The sequence below is a fragment of the Proteus sp. CD3 genome (genome assembly GCF_008808075.1).
GTDB lineage: Bacteria > Pseudomonadota > Gammaproteobacteria > Enterobacterales > Enterobacteriaceae > Proteus > Proteus appendicitidis.
The window spans coordinates 2,649,804-2,671,068 of sequence record NZ_CP019686.1; the positions used below are offsets into that span (position 1 = coordinate 2,649,804).

The 21,265-nt window shown below is 35.7% G+C and carries 16 protein-coding genes, 1 pseudogene and 1 riboswitch; of the genes and pseudogenes, 7 read left to right on the forward strand and 10 right to left on the reverse strand.

Annotated features, from left to right (window positions below):
- Positions 1 to 69: 69 nt before the first annotated feature.
- From mgtE to hcp, 4 genes are all read right to left on the reverse strand, one after another.
- The gene (gene mgtE / locus BTA34_RS11995; RefSeq protein ID WP_151435778.1) at positions 70 to 1,143 is read right to left on the reverse strand and encodes a magnesium transporter; all 1,074 of its coding nucleotides are present in this window, start codon (positions 1,141 to 1,143) and stop codon (positions 70 to 72) included.
- A 75-nt stretch (positions 1,144 to 1,218) separates the two neighbouring features.
- Positions 1,219 to 1,390: riboswitch (M-box (ykoK) riboswitch) on the reverse strand.
- Positions 1,391 to 1,603: 213 nt separating this feature from the next.
- Positions 1,604 to 1,939: a DUF6694 family lipoprotein gene (locus tag BTA34_RS12000; RefSeq protein WP_151435779.1), complete on the reverse strand. Its 336-nt coding sequence runs from the start codon at positions 1,937 to 1,939 to the stop codon at positions 1,604 to 1,606.
- Positions 1,940 to 2,210: 271 nt separating this feature from the next.
- A complete protein-coding gene (gene hcr, locus BTA34_RS12005) occupies positions 2,211 to 3,215 on the reverse strand; it encodes an NADH oxidoreductase (RefSeq protein WP_151435780.1) in 1,005 nt (334 codons plus the stop codon).
- 58 nt (positions 3,216 to 3,273) lie between these two features.
- Positions 3,274 to 4,926, reverse strand: a complete 1,653-nt coding sequence (hcp, locus tag BTA34_RS12010) for a hydroxylamine reductase (RefSeq protein ID WP_151435781.1) — start codon at positions 4,924 to 4,926, stop codon at positions 3,274 to 3,276.
- 494 nt (positions 4,927 to 5,420) lie between these two features.
- Between hcp and BTA34_RS12015 the strand changes: the two genes are divergently transcribed.
- The gene (locus BTA34_RS12015; RefSeq protein ID WP_098942157.1) at positions 5,421 to 6,902 is read left to right on the forward strand and encodes an aldehyde dehydrogenase family protein; all 1,482 of its coding nucleotides are present in this window, start codon (positions 5,421 to 5,423) and stop codon (positions 6,900 to 6,902) included.
- 187 nt (positions 6,903 to 7,089) lie between these two features.
- Here BTA34_RS12015 and BTA34_RS12020 read toward each other — a convergent pair.
- A pseudogene (locus tag BTA34_RS12020) lies at positions 7,090 to 8,489 on the reverse strand (alanine/glycine:cation symporter family protein).
- 194 nt (positions 8,490 to 8,683) lie between these two features.
- Here BTA34_RS12020 and clcA point away from each other — a divergent pair.
- A complete protein-coding gene (gene clcA / locus BTA34_RS12025) occupies positions 8,684 to 10,105 on the forward strand; it encodes a H(+)/Cl(-) exchange transporter ClcA (RefSeq protein WP_151435782.1) in 1,422 nt (473 codons plus the stop codon).
- A gap of 69 nt (positions 10,106 to 10,174) precedes the next feature.
- Here clcA and tehB read toward each other — a convergent pair whose 3' ends face one another.
- The 5 genes from tehB to BTA34_RS12050 form a co-directional block, all read right to left on the reverse strand.
- Positions 10,175 to 11,029: an SAM-dependent methyltransferase TehB gene (tehB, locus tag BTA34_RS12030; protein ID WP_151435783.1), complete on the reverse strand. Its 855-nt coding sequence runs from the start codon at positions 11,027 to 11,029 to the stop codon at positions 10,175 to 10,177.
- A gap of 78 nt (positions 11,030 to 11,107) precedes the next feature.
- Positions 11,108 to 12,223, reverse strand: coding sequence for an NAD-binding protein (locus BTA34_RS12035; protein ID WP_265576080.1), 1,116 nt, complete (start codon positions 12,221 to 12,223; stop codon positions 11,108 to 11,110).
- Between the two features lie 79 nt (positions 12,224 to 12,302).
- Positions 12,303 to 13,388 (reverse strand): linear amide C-N hydrolase, encoded by a 1,086-nt coding sequence (locus tag BTA34_RS12040; protein WP_151435785.1) that lies wholly within the window; start codon positions 13,386 to 13,388, stop codon positions 12,303 to 12,305.
- Between the two features lie 230 nt (positions 13,389 to 13,618).
- Positions 13,619 to 14,197 (reverse strand): YceI family protein, encoded by a 579-nt coding sequence (locus BTA34_RS12045; protein WP_088494888.1) that lies wholly within the window; start codon positions 14,195 to 14,197, stop codon positions 13,619 to 13,621.
- A 33-nt stretch (positions 14,198 to 14,230) separates the two neighbouring features.
- Positions 14,231 to 14,785, reverse strand: coding sequence for a cytochrome b (locus BTA34_RS12050; RefSeq protein WP_151435786.1), 555 nt, complete (start codon positions 14,783 to 14,785; stop codon positions 14,231 to 14,233).
- A 1,019-nt stretch (positions 14,786 to 15,804) separates the two neighbouring features.
- Between BTA34_RS12050 and BTA34_RS12060 the strand changes: the two genes are divergently transcribed.
- From BTA34_RS12060 to BTA34_RS12080, 5 genes are all read left to right on the forward strand, one after another.
- Entirely contained in the window at positions 15,805 to 16,632 is an 828-nt protein-coding gene (locus tag BTA34_RS12060; RefSeq protein ID WP_069367652.1) for a MurR/RpiR family transcriptional regulator, read from the forward strand.
- Positions 16,633 to 16,857: 225 nt separating this feature from the next.
- Entirely contained in the window at positions 16,858 to 17,607 is a 750-nt protein-coding gene (locus BTA34_RS12065; RefSeq protein WP_151435788.1) for a YadA-like family protein, read from the forward strand.
- Positions 17,608 to 17,841: 234 nt separating this feature from the next.
- Positions 17,842 to 18,330 (forward strand): N-acetyltransferase, encoded by a 489-nt coding sequence (locus BTA34_RS12070; RefSeq protein WP_151435789.1) that lies wholly within the window; start codon positions 17,842 to 17,844, stop codon positions 18,328 to 18,330.
- Between the two features lie 329 nt (positions 18,331 to 18,659).
- A complete protein-coding gene (locus tag BTA34_RS12075; RefSeq protein WP_151435790.1) occupies positions 18,660 to 20,219 on the forward strand; it encodes a sulfatase-like hydrolase/transferase in 1,560 nt (519 codons plus the stop codon).
- A gap of 146 nt (positions 20,220 to 20,365) precedes the next feature.
- On the forward strand, positions 20,366 to 21,250 hold the full coding sequence (locus BTA34_RS12080) for an OmpG porin family protein (protein WP_151435791.1): 885 nt from the start codon (positions 20,366 to 20,368) through the stop codon (positions 21,248 to 21,250).
- Positions 21,251 to 21,265: the final 15 nt, after the last annotated feature.

A 21,265-nucleotide genomic window follows, 5' to 3' on the forward strand; every position in this document is an offset into this window, starting at 1 on the left:
GAAAAATAAAGCCGATATGTTGATTAATTCGTATCGGCTTTATCTTGAAAATGAATATGTGGGATTGTCTTAAGCAAACTCGCTCATCACATGAGATGCGATTTCAAAGTAAATAATAAGACCTGTACCATCGATTAACGTTGCAATAAATGGTGCTGAAACAACCGCAGGATCAATACTTAAACGCTTTAATACCATTGGAATAACAGACGAGACAATCGCACTCCAAACTGTGATTGAAATAAGCGTTAAGCCAACCACAATCATCACTTCCATACCCACACCTAAGAACCAAGCACGCACAAAACCGGCAATACCCATAGTCAGTGCAACCATTATGGATGTGGTTATCTCTTTTCTTAATACAGACCAAACATTACGTAAGCTCACTTCCCCTAATGCCATCGCACGTACTAATGTTGAGGTGATCTGTGTACCACTATTTCCGCCAGTACCAATCAGCAATGGAATAAAGAAGGCTAATGAGATTGCTGCTTCTAGTCTGTCTTCAAAAGCATGTAATACAGTGCTGGTATACGCTTCTGCCACAAACAGCATCAACAACCACACAACACGTTTACGCCATAAGGTTACTGGGCTGGTTTCTAAATAAGGCTGCTCTAAAGGTGACGTTGCCCCCTGCATTTGCGCATCGAGTGTATTTTCATCTTCAATTAATTCAGCAATGTCTTGAGGACGTAAAACACCGACTAATTTTCCAAAATGCATCACTGGTACACTGTCTAAACCACTATGGCTAATCAGTTGATACACATCATGTCGATTCTGCTCTGGTGAGACAGAGAAAAAAGTTTGACGCATAACATCAGACACAAATAGATCATTAGCCGCGGTTAATAATGATTTAACGGGCAAAATGCCATTGAGATAATTATCTTTATCCACCACATATAAATAGGTTGGAATTAATTCATCTTTTAAATCATTAACCAATTGAGCTTTCACATTTTCAACAGAATCAGCGACAGAAACTGCAATATAAGACTGGCTCATATAAGCACTAACGGTTGCATCATCTTTTAAACGATTATATTGGTCTTGAGTTGAGTTGTTTTGCGGTGTGTTTAAGGATGCATCTGCAACTAATACAGCATCCATTTTGTTTTGAGTATTGAATTTCATTTTGTGGTTCCCTATTACTGTTTGTGTTTAGCAAATCAGTTCTCCATAGGGGCGAAACCAGAAGCGAGAATGCAAAAGCTATCTACACGTCTCGGTTTTAGCACTATACAACGTATCCGATGAATACTGGAAGTTACATGGGGATATACCTTCGGTCGATATATCCTGTCCTAATCTTGGGCGTCTCTCGACGTCGTCAGATCAGTAACCTGTGTTTGTATAGGAGCCTCGCCTAACGAGATACTGCACTTTTCTTGCGAATGCGGCGCGCATTATAACCACTCACAATATAATGAAAAGCATGATAACGATTTTGTTTAAGTTCTATTGAAAAATAACTCCAAGCATTCATCACACAATTAAAATTTGTAATTACATTCAAAACCAATATATAAAAAGAAATGAAATTGCCTACGAAAGCTAAAATCGTATAGTAAAAGATAATCTGTTTATTAATTGTTTATTTGAATGCTAATTTTTGTACTCTTATTTCTTCTGCTTGTAAAAATATATCTTTTACGGTTTTACCATCTAATGATTGGCACATTTTACGAGTGATAATATCCGCATTTTTATGACGGCCAGCGATAACTAAATCATTAAAATTAATATCATTAAGGATAGCTAATTCTATTGCTTCATCAAAACGTGATTGTTCATCAAGGGGAAGTGAGTTGCGCATTTCAACAATAGAGATACGTAGCGACTCTACATTAGAGCCATCAAGGGTTTGTTGAGGTTTTTCACAGCCAGATAACATGACACTAAATAAACAAATAACTAACAATTTTTTCATATATCCCCCCTTACCCAGTCAATAGTTTAAATAATAGCAGAATGTTTATAAGGAAACTCCCCACTAACTAAAATATATTTTTAGTTAATCATCATTTCCAATATTTTTATTATTCTGAATAAATAAAACCCTTCTTTAATTTAAAATAAAGGGAAGCATTTTCCAGATTATTCAGTTTTTTAATGGGAAGAATAGACATAAAAAACCCTGCTAATAAATTAACAGGGTAAAAAAGACAGGAAAATAGAAGGAAATACTGACTAAAAAGAGGTTAAGCTAACTCAACATCTCCTTTTAAACGACAGCTACATGCTAAAACATAACCTTGAGCTATCTCTTCAGGCGTTAATGTACTGGTGCTGCTGACGTCATAATCACCACTCACAATGCGAGTTTTACAGCTACCACAAACTCCCGCTCGGCAAGCCGCAAAGACAGGAACGTTATTTTCTTCCATAGCTGATAATAAAGTCACGCCAACAGGGACTTTAATTTGTGATAATGGGTGACGAATAGTCATGGTTAATTGTTCGTTTTCATCAACACAAACAGGCTCATCACCAAAACGTTCCATAAAGATATTCTCAGCAGGCACACCAAGATTTCTTGCAAAACATCCTGTGTCTTCCATATAACTATTCGGGCCACAGCACATAACTGTACGACTCGCAATATCAGGTACTAATGCAGCTAATTTTTCTTGAGAAATGCGACCACTAAATAACCCTTTATTATCAGGTAGTTTAGACATCATGATAAAATTAAGATTGTATGGATATGCATTTGCTAGTTCGACCCATTCTTTCTCAAAAATAAACTGGCTTTGCTCACGAATATTAAAAATAACCGTGATGTCTGCTCTAGGTTGATTATTTAACAACCAACGAGTCATCGACATAACAGGTGTCACACCACAACCTGCTGCCAACATTAAATAGCGCGCACCTTCTTTACCAGCACAAGTAAATTCACCCTGAGCATCAGATAACCAAAGATAATCACCCGGTTTTACTTGTGATGTTAACCAACCAGAACCCACACCTTTTTCTAAACGGCGAACGGTTAAAGTGATAAATGGACTTAATCCCGGAGAAGATGAAATGGTATAAGCACGCAGTGTTTCATCACTATTATTGATACTCACCAGTGCAAACTGACCTGGTTTATAAGAATAAAAATCATGATTAATTAAATTTAGCGTCCACACTTCAGGCGTTTCCTGATTAATAGAGTGAACTTGCATACGATTAGGACAAAGAGAAGTAGGCATCGTCATGGATATTGATCCTTCACCGAAGCCCGCAGGCTTCGGTAATGATAATGAATTTAAAACATTAAGCAGAAAGAATATCTTTAAGATCTTGTTCTGGTGTAGTAATAGAGCGCATACCAAATTTCTCATTTAGTACCGCCAGCAGATTGTCAGTTAAGAACGCAGGTGCTGTAGGGCCGGTATAAATGTTTTTCACGCCTAATGAAAGCAGAGTCAATAAGATAACAATCGCTTTTTGCTCAAACCAAGAGAGAATTAAAGACAGTGGTAAGTCATTCACACCACAACCTAATTTTTCAGCAAGGTTAACGGCTAGCATAATCGCTGAGTAAGCATCGTTACACTGACCCACATCAAGTAAGCGTGGTAAGCCTTCTAAAGTACCGAAATCCAGTTTATTGAAACGGTATTTACCACACGCCAAGGTCATAATTAAACAGTCTTGTGGAATTTCTCTTGCAAGATCGGTGTAGTAACTGCGTTCACCACGGCTACCATCACAACCACCCACTAAGAAAACATGACGTAATTTTTTCTGTGAAACTAAATCAATCACAGTATCAGCGGCATTTAATAGTGTTTCTCGACCGAAACCAACTGTAATTAAATGCTCAATTTCATTGTATGGGAAACCTTCTAATGATTGTGCTTGTTCAATCATTTCAGAGAAGTCATCACCAGTAATATGTTTTACACCCGGCCAGCCGACAATACTGCGAGTCCAAATACGGTCACCGTAATTACCAACATTAGGATCGATAATACAGTTTGACGTCATTAATACAGGTCCTGGGAATTTTGCAAACTCAATTTGCTGATTCTGCCAACCGCTTCCGTAGTTACCCACTAAATGTTTATATTTTTTAAGTTCTGGATAACCATGAGCAGGTAACATTTCACCATGAGTATAAATGTTAATTCCTTTGCCTTCAGTTTGTTCAAGTAGCATTTGCAGATCTTTTAGGTCATGACCTGAAATTAAAATCGCTTTACCTGCAACAGGACGCACATTAACAGTAACCGGTGTGGGGTTGCCGTAAGCTTGAGTTTCGCCTTTATCAAGAATAGCCATAATGCGGAAGTTCATTTGACCAATGCCCATCGCATTTTCTAACAACTCATTCATATCAGAAGGATCAGTACCTAACCACGCCATATAATGGTGATATTCTGCATAAATTTCATTGTCATACTGACCTAAAACATGCGCGTGCTCCATATAAGCCGCCGCCCCTTTTAAGCCATACAGGCACAGCATACGTAATCCATGAAGATCATCACCGATTTGCGCTTTATCTGCATTTAAAGCAAAAAGCTGAGCTTGTTTTTGTAAGCTGTCTAAATCGTTACCCGCTAATTGAATTTCAGCTCTTGGATTAGTGACTTGAATTGCTGCATTTTTCGCTAAAGTACGAGATTTCAAACTTTCGCGGAAATAGATAGCTTCTTTCGCATAACCAACAATGCGGTCAGAATCAAAGTTGACATTAGTTAACGTAGAGAAAAAAGCACGAGGAGCAAAGCTATCTACATCATGATCAATAATACCAACGCTACGCGCGGCTAAAGCCCACGCGGAAAGCCCTTCTAATACCGCAACGAGTAAATCTTGAAGATCAGAAGTTTCTGCTGTTTTACCACACATACCTTGCGCATAGGCACAACCATTACCTACAGGCGTTTTCATTGTTTGTTCACATTGCACACAATACATATTGTATTCCTTCTAATAAAAGATAACGCTTTATTTTTATAAGTTGCATTCCAGATGCAACATAAGAATACGCCATTTTTATAAGAGCGAAAGTGCAACATTGAACAATTTAAATGTTGTTTGATCTAACGCAATTTCTAGCAAATCTTTTAATATCCCTTTTTTTATCCTTTGATTTCGCTTAAGCCGCAAAAAAAATTTTCTAAAAAAGAGAGTTTTATTGCATTACATCGATGATGACTAAATAAGAAGGAATATTTAAGGATTATTGATGGTTGTTTTTTGTTTAATCATATAAAGACTGAGAGATGAAACGATTAAGTTCATCAATTTTTGTTAAGTCAGTAATATTCATTACTATTTTTTATAGTTAATATCACCTATTGCATCAATAGCTAATCAAATTATTTCAATTGATATATGTTATTAGCACGAGTATTACGAAATGAAACTATACATTTGAAAGGTGCTCCCCCCTACATTGGAGATTAAAAATGATTAAACTAAATAATGTTCCATCAGAATTTCGCCCTCTAGAAAGCTACAAAATGTTAATTGGAGGAGAATGGGTATCTAGCACATCACAAAAAACGACCAAAACCTATAGCCCAGCTACTGGTGAATTATTAAGTGAATACCAATCGGGTAGTGCGGAAGATGTTGAACGCGCAGTGAGCGCTGCACGTAATGCATTCAAAACATGGAGTAAAACGTCACCAGCTGAGCGTCAAGCCCTCTTATTAAAAATCGCAGATCGCTTAGAGCAAGAACAAGAACGCTTTGCTTGGATTGAATCACTCGATAACGGTAAACCACTCAATGAGTCGAAAAACATAGATTTACCTGCCTCTATTGACCATTTTCGATATTTTGCAGGCGTGATACGCTCTCATACCGATGAAAGTGCCGTCCTAGACGAAAATACCATTAGCCTTGTTATTCGCGAACCTATTGGTGTTGTGGGCCAAATTATTCCATGGAACTTCCCATTGTTAATGGCAGCATGGAAATTAGCACCCGCGATTGCGGCTGGTGATACCGTGGTTATTAATCCAGCAACACTGACTTCCCTTTCATTATTAGAGCTAGGTCGTATTTTAAATGAAATATTACCAGCGGGTGTGATTAATATTGTTACGGGACGCGGATCTGTTGTAGGACAAGCTATTTTAGAGCACGAAGATATTGATAAACTTGCTTTTACAGGTTCAACCAATGTGGGTTATACCGTAGCAGAAGCAGCCGCGAAAAAAATGGTTCCAGCAACATTGGAATTAGGCGGTAAATCAGCCAATATCGTGTTCCCTGATGCAAATATGAAAAAAGCAGTCAAATATTCAGCATTAGCAATTTTGATGAACCAAGGACAAGCTTGTGAATCAGGTTCACGTTTGTTCTTACATAAAGATATTCATGATGAATTTTTGAAAGCATTAAAAACTGAATTTGAGAGTATTCGTGTCGGTGACCCACTTGATCCGAATACGCAAATGGGTACACAAGTTAGTCAAGATCAAATGGATACCATCTTAGGCTATGTTGAACTCGCTAAAAAAGAAGGTGCAACAGTATTAACAGGTGGTGAACGTATCACGGGTGAAGGTTATGATGATGGTTTCTTTGTTCGCCCTACTATCATTATCAATGCCACAAACCAAATGCGTGTTGCGCGTGAAGAAATTTTTGGACCTGTATTGTGTGTTATTCCATTCGATAATGAAGATGAAGTGATCGAAATGGCGAATGACTCTGAATATGGTCTTGGTGGTGGTGTTTGGACTCAAGATATTAACCGTGCCTTACGTGTTGCAAAAGCAGTAAGAACCGGTCGTATGTGGGTTAACACTTATCACGAACTCCCAGCTCACGCTCCATTTGGGGGTTACAAGAAATCAGGTTTAGGACGTGAAACACATAAAATGATGTTAGATGCTTATAGCCAAGTAAAAAATATCTTCATCAGCATGAAAGAATAAGATTTTCTCTCTTTTCTAAATTCTTATAAATATAATATCTATACTCATCTCTTCGCCTTCTCCCCAGAAGGCTTTTTATTATCTATCATTTCTCACACCTCAATTTATTGCCATAAAAAAACCGCATCCTTATCACGATAAAGCATGCGGTTTTATGTTGTGTTATTAGCCAATAAGTAAGAACGAGTTACTCTGCTTCGGCTTCTTTTTTGCTCACTGAGTGAGTTTCTTTATCTAATTCAATATCATCAGCGTTAACATCTTTTATATGATCTCGTGTTAAGCGATAAACAACAGGGCTTAATAAAGCTAGTGCAATTAAGTTAGGGATCGCCATCATTGCATTGAGTGTATCGGCCAATAACCACACAAATTCTAATGATTGTGTTGCCCCAACCGGTAACGCAATCAGCCAAGCAATACGAAATGGCATAATAGCTTTAGGTCCAAACAGGTATTGCACACATTTTTCTCCGTAAAAACTCCAACCTAAAATCGTGGTAAATGCAAAAATAGCTAATGCAATTGCCACAATATAGTTACCCCGGGAATAGCGACAGAGAATGATGCAGCGGTTAATGTTGCGCCACTTTGCCCAGTTAACCATTGCCCTGTGATAACAATAGTTAATCCTGTAACAGAGCAGACAATGATGGTATCAATAAAAGTTCCCAACATCGCAATTAAACCTTGGCGAACAGGATTTTGTGTTTTTGCCGTCGCATGGGCTATAGGCGCACTACCCAATCCCGCTTCATTGGAGAAAACACCTCGCGCAACACCAAAGCGGATTGCAGCCCAAACAGCGGCACCAGCAAAACCACCTTGCGCAGCAACGGGTGTAAATGCAGATTTAACAATAAGGATAATCGCATCAGGGATCGCCGTTACATTCAGCGCTAAAACAACAACACCTGCACCAAAATAGCCAACGGTCATAATAGGAACTAATTTACCGGCAACATCAGCAATACGCTTAATGCCGCCAATGAGTACAGCACCGACTAAAACAACCAGAACAATAGCGGTTATTGTCGTCGAAACACCAAAGTTACTTTCTAGTACATCAGCTACAGAGTTTGCTTGTACTGTATTACCAATACCAAAACCCGCGAAACTACCAAAAATAGCAAAAACAGTACCTAACCAAACCCAATTTTTACCTAAGCCATTTTTGATGTAATACATGGGTCCACCGACATAGTTTCCATATTTATCAACTTCACGGAAACGTACAGCAAGCACCGCTTCTGAATATTTGGTTGCCATTCCCACTAATGCGGTCATCCACATCCAGAACAATGCACCGGGTCCTCCTAAGACGACAGCCGTTGCAACACCCGCAATATTACCGGTTCCGATAGTGGCAGATAGTGCAGTCATTAACGCATTGAAGGGTGATATCTGACCTTCGCCTCTTTGATCATTTTTTTCAAATAAAAGCTTAAACCCTGTACCTAATTTCCTAATAGGTAAAAAACCAAGTCGAAACTGCATAAAAAGACCGATACCGAGAATACCGACAAGCATCGGAACTCCCCATACCACGCCATTTATAGCGCTTAATATATTTGTGATGAAATCCATAATTTACCCTTTCTTGTCCCAATGTTATTCAAATGTGTATTTTTTGTTATCAATTACACTAAAGATGAAAAAGGGAAAATATGCTAGAAAAAAAACGACGAATTTTAAAATTGACTGAGTTATGTGAGAAATATCACTTCATTATTAAATTAAGCTATCATTAGGTTCATCGTTACAATACTTCAATCAAAGTTATGCATAATCATAAATCAGCACAAAACATCCAAAATGAACGACGTTTTAATCTGTTCAGAAAAGCGCAAGAAACCAACCTTGCACCACTAAAAATCCTACTACTATCCGCTATAGTCGGCTCTCTAGCTGGATTAGTGGGTGTTTTATTTGAAAAAAGTGTTAGTTGGGTGATTCATTTTCGACAAGAAGAACTTATTAAAATCTTTACTAACCCTTATATTCTAGCGATCACCACATTACTTTTTTCCTCTATTCTGGCAATGCTGGGATATTATTTAGTCAAAAAATTCTCACCCGAGTCGGGGGGATCTGGAATACCTGAAATTGAAGGTGCCATGATAGATATTCGCCCTGTTCGTTGGTGGCGAGTATTACCCGTAAAATTTATTGCCAGTATTGGCACTTTAGGCTCTGGTATGGTGTTAGGGCGAGAAGGCCCCACGGTTCAATTGGGCGCCAATATAGGTCAGCTCGTAAATGATATTTCTCGGGTAAAAGATAAAGAGTCACGCCATACTCTATTAGCTACAGGAGCCGCAGCAGGCTTAACCGCTGCTTTTAATGCACCTCTGGCGGGTATTTTATTTATTATTGAGGAGATGCGACCTCAATTTAAATACAGTCTTATTTCAATTAAAGCCGTCTTTATTGGCGTTATTATGTCTTGCATTGTTTTTCGCCTATTTAATGGTGAAAGCGGTATTATTCATATTGGTAAATTTTCATCCGCACCGCTCAATACGCTCTGGTTATATTTAGTGTTGGGTATGTTATTTGGTATTATTGGCGTTATATTCAGTAAATTACTGTTCTATGTCCAAATTCAATTTCAGCATTTCTATCAAGATAAAACATCACGCTTTGTTTTAACTGGTGGCATCATCGGTGGGCTTTGTGGCTTATTAGCATTAATTATTCCTGAAATAACTGGCGGTGGATTTAGTATTATTCCTGCGCTTAGCACAGGACAATATTCTCTGATTGCGCTACTACTTTTCTTTGTTTTACGAACCATCACATCCATTATCAGTTTTGCCTCTGGTGCTCCTGGCGGTATATTTGCCCCCACTCTAGCACTAGGTACTCTATTTGGTAGTGCATTCGGATTAACTGCAACATTACTTTTCCCTGATTATCAAATTCAAATTGGTACATTTGCTATTGCGGGAATGGGCGCTTTATTTGCGGCAACGGTAAGAGCGCCTCTAACAGGGATCGTCCTCGTATTAGAAATGACCGATAATTATCAACTTATCCTGCCGATGATTATTACCTGTTTAGGTGCAACGATGTTGGCACAGCTATTAGGTGGTCGCCCAATTTATACAGTTTTATTAGAACGCATATTACAAAAGTCTGAAGAAAAGGAACCAACAGACCATGCCCTCGATATTAAGGGTGATAAATCACCACAACAATAAAACTCACTTAAACAGATAAAAAAATACCCCAATTATTTGGGGTATTTAAAAAGAGAGGATAGTTCTTAACTATTTTTTGCGTGCGATTAAAGTAGCAAAATTTAAGGCGATACGATTGCCATTTGCATCTGTTTTATGTAGATGCCCTGGGTTCTCATTATATTTAATAATTTCCCAGTCTTTATAATAATCAGCTAATTCGTTTGGATGTAAAAAAGTTTTAAATGGAATTTCAGCAGGATCACTATTTGGCGTTTCAACAGGGCAAACAATCACATTAATACCGTTAGGGTTGGTACATTCCTGCATATTTTTAATAATACTTTCAATACGTTCCCGTTGGCAGAACATCAATACAACGGTTGAAAGAATGATATCGTATTTCTCAGTAAGTGAAGCTTTATTAATATCATATAAGCCACTTTTTACCGCTAATCCTGTTTTGGCTTTAACTGTTTCAATGGCATCAATATGTGAAGCATTTATATCTAACGCTGTCACATCATAACCTTGAGACGCTAAATAGAAACTATTTCGACCACGACCAGCACCTAAATCTAACACCTTACAAGGCTGAGTAAACGTTGCCATATAGCGTACTTCAGAATGCGGTAATGATAAGTCGTTTTCTTTAAATAACTTATCTTCTGGGGCGCATAAAAAAGAGAGCTGACAACGTACATCATCACTTGCTTTATCTATTTTATGCCACTGTTGAGGTTGAATTAAAGGTGGCTGCTCCTCTGTATTACACTCAACTGAAATTTGTGAGCCATCATCATTAAAAACAACAAATGTCATATTACCTTGTAGTATCCGCATTTGGGCATAAGTGCCTTCCTTTGTATTGTGGCGTTCTAAGAACGCCAAAGGAATGGATGTACGAGTCCACTCTGGCATTTTTTTATAACTTACAAGTTCCATAATTCAACCTCGCTTAAGATGCATTTTAAATACATCTTATGGCAATCATTATCATTCGTAAAGAAGGTTTTATCAAAACTATGATTTTAAATATTTGTTTAAAAGCAAATCAGTCACATCTGAAGAGGAAATAGATTCACCACATAAAACTTTCATCATAATTTCTTTGCCTAACGATGCTAAAGAAAGCAACATATCTGGACGTAACCGACTTATTTTATCTCTGTTTTCATCTTGATTAATGATAGTGATCAGCTTGGCATCAACATCAGAGCATTCTTGGATAGTCAGCAAAATAAAGGTATTTTCTGCATCACTTTCAGATAAAGTCACAACCCAACTCGCTTTCGCAATATTGGCAGATAGCAATGTTTTAAGATTAGTTGGATCACCTTCAATAATATTGGCTTGCGTATCATAAGAGGCTTTACTTTTATCGGCACAAATCGCAATAACGGCTTTACCTTGTTCTCTTAATCCTTTTTCTAATTGAGAAGCTAATGCCGATGAACCAATAATAATAAAATGATTATGCATTTTAGCGATCCTTTTCTTAACAATATCGCGAGTACCGCGCGCAAGAAATCCCATGACATACACAATGGAAGTAGTAAAAACGGTTATTCCCAAGATAACAACAGTGAGAGTAAAAATACGTGCATTCGTGCTAATTGGTACAATATCGCCAAATCCTAGTGTCGTCATGCAGACAATAGAAAAATAGAATGCATCCATCAATGTTGTAATATGTGGCTTAAATTCATCACCAATATACAGACTTCCCAGCATTGAGAATAACAGCAAAGAAAGGATACAGATAAAAGCCACAAAGCCAGCACTAGTTAAACTATGATGTGGAAATGCACGCCAACTGATCAACAATCCAATAGCTAAAATAAAAGAAAAATAGGATTGAAAGTCCATTTGCTGATAAACAGCGATATCAAGAAAAACAATGGTGGCTAATAAAATCAAAGAGACACACCACGCAATTCTAGCGCCAAGATACATAAATATTGAAAGCAAAATTAATGCACAAGCTAACATCACTTTAGGTATATCGAGGAGCTTTAATACACCCAATGATTTAAGCCATGCAGAAAAGCCATGAATTTCCCAATCCAGATAAACACCGCGGGACAACAAAATGGAGTAAATGATAAAAATACCATTTAAGATAAGTAATAAAGACATCATTTTTCTTGTCACTTTAGATGTCTCTATCACATTTAGTATTGCGGATAATTTCATATTAGATATTGTAAATACTCAGTTAGTTATTTAAAGGAATATTATCTAATCCTTGAAATTTAAAAGGTTCTGCAGGTTTAAAATGACTAGTAGCATTAGCTGAATAGATTATCGACTGCTCTTCACCTAATGGTAATGTCATCACTTTTCCACTCTCTTTTGAAAAATCAATTTCCTTTAAATTAACCCAAAAAGTATTCGGCGATAATGCTGATTCGAAAAAATATAATTGGTTTTTATGATCAGCTACAGTTCTCCAGCGTGTGGATGAAATTTCGGGTGATTCCACCGTACTTAACCCATAAGGTACAGATACATTTCTGATCACGCCAAATACGCTAGCGAGAGATTTTTGACTTGATTGAGCTTTAGGAATGGCATTCACATAAAAAGAAGCTCGGGCAAAACGATCTGAAGCACGATTCGTCCCCGGTAACATCACGGTTCCGCCGATTTGTTGCCAATAACTATTCAGCGCTAATTGTTCTGAAAAAATAGGCGAATTCGTCATCACTTGATACTCTTTGCTGTGATGAATCACTTGCTTACCATTTATATATTCAATAATGGCGCTATCTCCCGTTGCATCTGAAAGTGAAAGATGCAATGTTGCCATTCTATCTTGTCCGGGCACTTTATCCGTCAATACAATAAAAGGCTCACTGTCTAATGCATTCACAGCTTCTTCGACTGAAGCAAAATTATCTAACACATACTGCGCCCATGCAGAAATTGAAATCGCCGGTTTTTCCTTGGTATATGCGGGATAATCAGATTCTGCCAGCCACAATAAATTAGCCACTAAACCTTTTTCATTCATACCGTCTGTCGTAGAAATATCATAACCAGATGCAATCACACTTCCATATTTAGATGTCCATTTTATCGAGTTATCACCAGCTTCTCCTGAACGTTGCATCCCTTGTGGAAATATCCATAAATTTGTTCCTATGTCATATTTCCAGTCCATTGAACGAGCCGTAATAATTTGTTTATTGTCGCCTAAATAAACAAGCCGAGTACATGCATCAACACTTGTAATACCTACTGTAAAAAAGCCAGCTATAAGTAGAGTACCCAAAAAAGTATGACGTAGTTTTTTCATTATTAACTCTTTCCTGTTAAATAAATGGATGGCTTCTTTATTATGAGCTTGCTTTTCTCTTACTTAAAATCGATAAAGCCTCAAATAAACATTAGCCCTATTAAAAATAGAATTAGTGTTTAAGTATAGGATCATTCAGCATAATTGTGCATAAAAAAACCGATACGCTAAGGTATCGGTTTATAAATCATCTAGGTAATAAGAGGCTTTATTGCCTTATAAAAAGCATTTAATTACGCTTTTTTTACGCCTTCAACAGAGATAATTAACTCTGCTTCTTGTGATTTTGGCCCTAAGTCTGATTTAAAATTAAACTCTTTCAGATTCACTTTACCTGTTGCTTCAAAACCAGCACGGTAACCTTTCCAAGGATCAGTACCTTCACCAATTAATTTTGCATTTAATGAAACAGGTTTAGTCACACCATTTAATGTTAAATCACCTGTAACTACATAGTTTTCGCCATCACGAGTCACTTGGGTTGAGACAAATCGAGCTTCAGGATATTTGCTTGCATTAAAGAAATCAGCGCTACGTAAATGCTTATCACGTTCTGCGTGATTAGTGTCTAAGCTACCTGTTTTAATCACGACATCAACTTTATCTTTTGATGGATCTTCTTTATCGTAACTAAATGTACCATCAAAATCTTTAAAAGTGCCGTATAACCAGCTATAGCCTAAATGTTGGATACGAAACTGTACAAATGCGTGCTGACCTTGTTTATCAATAGCATAATCTGCTGCTAAAGCAGTACTTGCATTAAATAACAACGCACCTGCTGTTAAACCTAATAAAGCTTTCTTAAACATTGTTATCTCCATAATTTCATTTTATAAGTTTAATTATTTAGTCCGCATTCCTAGCATGCGTTTTAACGTGACATCTTTATCAATAAAGTGATGTTTTAAAGCACCAGCAGCATGTAATAGCGATAACAAAACTACTGTCCAAGCTAAATAAAGATGAATATCACCAGCTAAATCCGCTTGTTCGGCTTCCCCTGTAAAAATGGCAGGCACAGAAAACCAATCAAATACAGATATAGCTTGTCCATCAGCGGTCGAAATTAAATAACCACTAATCAGAATAGAAAATAAGATTAAATATAAAAGCATATGTGCAATATGAGCACTAATACGTGTCAGTTTACTGTAACTTGATAAAGCTTTAGGAGGTGGAGAAATCCAACGCCATATCACACGCACTATCAAAATAATAAATAAAAGAATACCAATACTCTTATGTATTTCAGGTGCAGAATGATACCAGCTATCATAATACCCTAGCGTCACCATCCACAGCCCTAAAGCAAACATACCATAGACAGTAAGCGCCACCCCCCAGTGTAAAAGGAGTGACAAGTGCCCATAGCGAGACGCATTATTTCGCCATTGCATAATAAAAACCCAATAGTTTCTAATTCATTAAAATAATGTTATCTAGTTTAGTGTATTGAGAATAAATTGTTAGCCCATAGTTCAACAAATAATTTGCTTATCATTATCAATAATAATCAATAAGTCATAAGCTCTTATTAGTCACTCTGTTGATTGTCTAATCAATGACATTGTTGGATCAGTTTTTTTCAAAATAAGGTCAAAATAAGATAGGTATATTGGCAGGTGTTTATATACATAATAAAAAGCATAAAAAAGGAAATAATAAGCAAAATAAGATCAATACAACAATTGTCTAACTATAAAAACAATTGTATCCTTTACTTATCCTAAATTAGAACTGATTAAGCAAAATACAATAATAATTAGAGGAACCGTAAAAAAAACGGATAACCAGCGCATTTCGCGAACAACACCAAAAATAATTCCAATAATACAAACAAAAAATATAACAGGCATCATTTCTGAGTAATGATCATGACAATAGTGCATTAATAAATTAATCCACGAGTGATCGTTTTGCATATAAAAATTTCAACCAATAAAAATAAATTTTAATTAAGATAGTGATAAATTACTATCATTAACAAATAAAACAAGCATCGTATTATAAATATCAAGCATCGCGCACAAAGATATTAAAATACTTAACATTTCAAATAGAGACAATATTGATAATTAAAAATAACAATCTAAGTTAAATTTTCAACAATATAAGTCAGTTAAGGTCAAATAAAATAAAAGAATCAAAATGAATTTAGTATTATTATTAATATCACCTTAGCCAAATGAAATAATAATTTCATTTAACTTTAAATAAAGAAAATTAATTTCGCAAGGTTATAATAAAATTAATAAAGAATAAATAAAATAGAGTTTTAAACATCGAATAATTACCTTTAGGTCATTCATTTACTTGGAATTAACTCTATATTTCATTTTAATTACTATTAGCTAAAAACATTCAAATGCCACGCAAAAAACACTACAATTACAATAGTATTTTTATTGAGGGCACTATGTCTACTGCAACAAATCTGAATGAACTACAGGAACAAGTTCGCTCCCGCTATAATGGATTAAGTAAAAGGCTACAGCAGGTTGCACATTATCTACTTGATAATAAAAACAGTGTGGCATTTGATACAATTGCGATCCTTGCAGATAAAGCAAATGTTCCTCCATCGACATTAATTCGTTTTGCCAACGCATTTCATTTCAATGGTTTCAATGAAATGAAACAATTATTTCAAAATCACTTGATGAATGAAATGGTAAATGAAAATGAAAATTTAACTTATAAACAAAAATATAAAGAGGAGCCTCCTAATCTGAATGAGCCGGCCTATATTTTGCAAGAATTTGCACAAGCAAATAGCCATTCATTGCAACAATTGGCAAATCAGACTCACAGAGAAATGTTAAATAAAACATTACAATTACTCGAACACGCTGACACAATTTATATTTGTGGCTTTCATCACTCATTCAGTGCTGCAAGTTACTTTTTTCATGCTCTCTCGCATATCCCTTGTGAGACTGTTTTTGTCAACAGCCTAGGAGGAATGTACAAAGAGCAATTAAGAAATATCACACATCGTGATGTGCTTTTTGGTATTCATTTCCATCCATATTCAGATGAAATGCAAAAAATGTGTGAAATGGCAACTTACAAAGAAGCAAAACAGATTATTGTTACTGATAGTCCAATTAGCCCATTAGCGAGTTTAAGCGATGTTTGTTTAACTGTTAAAGAAGCTCAAATAAAAACCTTTCGTTCTCAAACTTCAACAATGTGTTTGCTACAAGCAATCTCAGTCGCTTTTGCTTTTAGAAAAAAACATTAATCACTTTTTTATCCTAAACTGCATCTTAAGTAAGATGCAGTTTTTTATAAAATAATTATTTAGATACTATTTAATAATTTATAACCGGTGACAAAATATTAAATAGCTTAGTATTTTATTTAAAACTATTTTTAAGAGTAAATACAGAATATTTTATTTGTGATAAGAAAAGTAATCATTTAGCATTAATTTACACCACTAAAGATCATTAAGGGATTAAATTAAATGTTATTTAAAAAATTATTTTTAATTGTTTTCTTATTTCCAAGTTTCTCCTATTCAAATACAAATTTAATAAAAGAAAATAAAGAAGATCCAATAATCGTTAATATTCCTAGTATTTCATTAGGTGATCAAAGTAATGCATCAGGTAACGGTTCAATTGCAATAGGAACAAATAGCCAAGCTAAAAATACATACTCAGTTGCTATTGGTACTAATTCATTAGCAACGGAAGAAAATACAGTATCATTTGGTAATATTGAAAATAAACACACTTCTAGATTAGTTAATGTTAGTGAAGGAAAAAATAATACTGATGCCGTTAACTTTGCTCAAGCTAAAAAGCTGGTTGATAAAAGTAAAATAGTCACAAATAATACCATCAATCAGCTAAAGAGAAGCCTTAGTACAGATATCAATAATCTAAAAACCAATATGAATGATTTTGATAATTATTATAAAAAAAGACAGTCCGAAATCACAGACTCAATTGCAAATTTAGATAAAGAAATTATCGCGTTAGAAAAAAAAGTATTTGCTGGCATAGCTTCATCAGTTGCAATGACAAGCATTCCTTACCTTTCTCATCACACTTTAAGTGGCGGAATTGGCATCAGTAATTATCGAACAGGCACAGCATTTGCTGGAGGTGTTCAATATAAACCCAATAACGATATTGCATTTCGATTAAATTCATCCATTAATAGTGAAAAAGAAATCATTATTGGTGGTGGATTAGCTTATGGTTGGTAAACAATTCTCTTTTCTAGAATCAAATTATTAATAAATAACTTTATAATTAAAGCAGTAATAATTTGATTAATATTACTGCTTCTTTATAAGAAATAATTTTAATTGGCAATAAATAGAAATAAATTACCTAAAGAAAATTGATAAATTTAACTTTAGTATTTTTAATATTTTTTTGTAAAACACATTCTTTTTTATATACTAAGATTATAAACTAGAGCAAAAAGGAATAAGAAAATGAATTATATATTTCAAAAAATGACCGCTAAAGATATAAGTGCAGTAGCACTATTATTACAGGCAAATTCTGAATCTCAACAAGGTGGATTACATGGTGAATATCCTCTAAATAAAGTTGAGGCGATGTATCAAAATAGTACTAACGCCATTGTTGCACTTTACCAAGAAAATATTATCGCGGTTGTTTTTAGCTTTCCTGTTACCTCTTTTTCGATCCCTCCAATTGCTCAAGCTATTCATCAACGCTTTCCTGAAATAACACAAGATAATTGGCTTTACGGTCCTGTTTGTATTGATAAATCGCACCGAGGAAAGTCACTATTAAAAGATCTCTACCAAAAGATCTGTTCTTTACATGGTGGACACCCTATCGCATTTATTAATTGCGAAAATATTCGATCATTAAAAGCACATCAAAAATTAGGCATGGAGGTCGTTAAAAATTTTGAGTTTGATGGCACATCTTGGTGGATAGTTAAAGGATAATGAAAACAAACGAAAGAAAAATACTTACACTTTCTGTTATCCGACTTTCTAGCTAAAAATAGAGGCTTTTAGATATTTTTGCCACCGCCATCACAAAACAAACAATATACATACAAATCAATACTATACATAAAACAATAAAAAGTTAATCTATTCTTAACAATATTCCAACTCCTATTTTAGCTGTCAAATTGCTTACAATTTGACACCATTCTGTGATCTCCCTTTCAATTCTTGATCTTTCGTTAACTTACTTTTTGATCTTATACAAAAGTATAAATAAGATAAAAGACACCAATTCGAAAGTAAACGTAAAATAGGAGGAAGCAATGACTGTTTCCCGCAGAACTTTTATCAAAGGACTCGCAGCCAGCGGTGCAGCAATGACTGTTTCTACCCCTGTTATTGCTAATTCAGGGAGTTCAACTTCTAACACGCGATCGCGTCCAGAGGATGCCCCTAACCTATTAATTGTTTTCCCAGATGAAATGCGCGCTCATGCATTACAGTTTATGGGGGAAGATCCTTCAATTACACCTAATTTGAATAAATTTGCGAAGCAAGCCAAAGTAATGACGCAGATGGCTTCCAACTATCCTCTTTGTTCTCCATTTCGTGGCATGTTTATGACAGGTCAATACCCAGTTCGTAATGGGATCACGGGAAATGCACATGACTATGGCGGCAAAGTCGGTATTGACTTATCGCCTTATGCAAAATGTTGGTCAGACGTTTTAAAATCTCTCGATTACAGCACAGGCTATATTGGTAAATGGCACCTTGACGCCCCTTACGAACCGTTTATTGAAAGTTACAACAATCCAATGGAAGGTCGCTATTGGAATGAATGGGCGGCACCAGATAGACGCCATGGTTTTGATTTTTGGTATTCTTATGGCACTTATGATTTACATTTAAAACCAATGTATTGGGCAAACGATACCCCTCGAGATAAACCTATTTACATTGATCAATGGGGACCTGAGCACGAAGCTGATATGGCAATCAAGTTCCTCAAAAATGAAAACAATCAATTTAGAGATAATTCAAAACCATTTGCATTAGTGGTTTCAATGAACCCTCCTCATTCACCTTATGATCAAGTACCGAAAAAGTACCTCGATGCTTATCAAGGTAAAACGTCAAAAGAGCTAAATACACGCCCTAATGTACAATGGGATACTGAATATCAAGAAGGTTATGGACCTCAATATTTCAAAGAATATATGGCAATGGTCAACGGTGTTGATGAACAATTTGGTCGCATCGTAGATGAATTAGAAAAACAAGGTCTTGCAGATAATACTCTTGTCGTTTTCTTCTCTGATCATGGCAGTTGCTTAGGGGCAAATGGGCAAGCAACAAAAAATAATCCTTATGAAGAATCTATGCGAGTTCCTATGATGTTTCGTTTACCGGGTAAAATTAAACCAGGCTCTGACGATGCATTAATGTCAGCACCTGATATTTACCCAACTATCTTAGGGCTACTTGGTTTATCAGAATGGATCCCAGATTCTGTAGAAGGTACTGATCTTGCAGATAGGGTAATCACTGGCAAAGGTGACACAGCAAACTCTCAGCTTTACCTCTTTATTCCTTATGGTGAACCTTCATTCGGTAAACGAGGTGTCAGAACCAAAACTCATACTTTGGTGATAGATAGACAAGATGGACAACCATTAAAATATACTTTATATGACAATGTGAACGATCCATATCAAATGAGAAATATTGCCAAAGATAATATGCCTTTAATTGAGAAATTAATTAAAGAAGAATTAACCCCTTGGTTGGAAAAAACAGGAGATTCTTGGCGCGCCACTGAATTTATTACGGCTACAACCAATAAATTAAATAAAACAATATCGACATGTAAAGAAAAATAATAAAAATATCTGCGCCATAATATTGTGGCGCTATATATAAACCCAATTCGCTGATATAAAAAATCCTTTTAATAAAATAAAGGGAAAGATGTCCTACACCTAAAAATTGGCACAAATAAAAGCGAATAAAGAATTGGATATATACCATGAACAAACTTCGTATTGCTCTTTTTTTACCTCTTCTTGGCTTAGGTTTAACTTCTTTTCATTCTCAGGCAGCTAATGTCAATGCTATGTTTTCTTGGGAAACAGCCGATTACGACACACCAAATAACTATGCTGGTTATCGTGTAGATTTTAATATTAATCCAGATAAGTCTAACTGGTATTTCGATGTTGGTTTTCGTCAACGTGAGCATGACAATAAAAACCGTTATCAGCGTTATGATTTACAGGGTAGCTATCGTTTTAAATTAAATAATGGTTGGATCCAACCTGGTTTAAAAGTACGTCAAGATCTCACTAACTATGATAATGGAAGTCGATTAACTATTGATTTTTATGAATCAAAAACCAATTACCAATTTCCAATTAACAAAGATTGGGTTTTAACGGGTAGCGTTTTATTTGGCTTACAAAAGAAAGAAGACAAACGTAGTAATGGCGTCACAAATACAGATTACTTAGGCTGGGAAATTGAACCAGGCCTACGTTATTTTATCACTCCTAATATTAATACAACCGTTGCTTATTTTGATGGTGGTAAGCAGGCAATACGACATGAAGAATACGACACAAAAGAAACAAACCATAATCAACAATTGCGTATGTATGTAAACTGGACAACCCCAATAGGATTAATTGTTTCTCCATCAATGCGTAAATCTATTTTTGGAAAAATAGAAGATAGAACAAATAAAGGGGATTATATCGAAAAAGATATGACCCGTTATACCCTACAAATGGCTTATCAAATATCACCTCAATGGCGAGTCATGACGGAATATTATAATGAGCGAGTTGAAAATAAAAATGATGGTAGTAAATCAACTCAGGATTATTTCAAAGTTTCATTCCGAGCAACATTCTAATAATTAAAATCATAT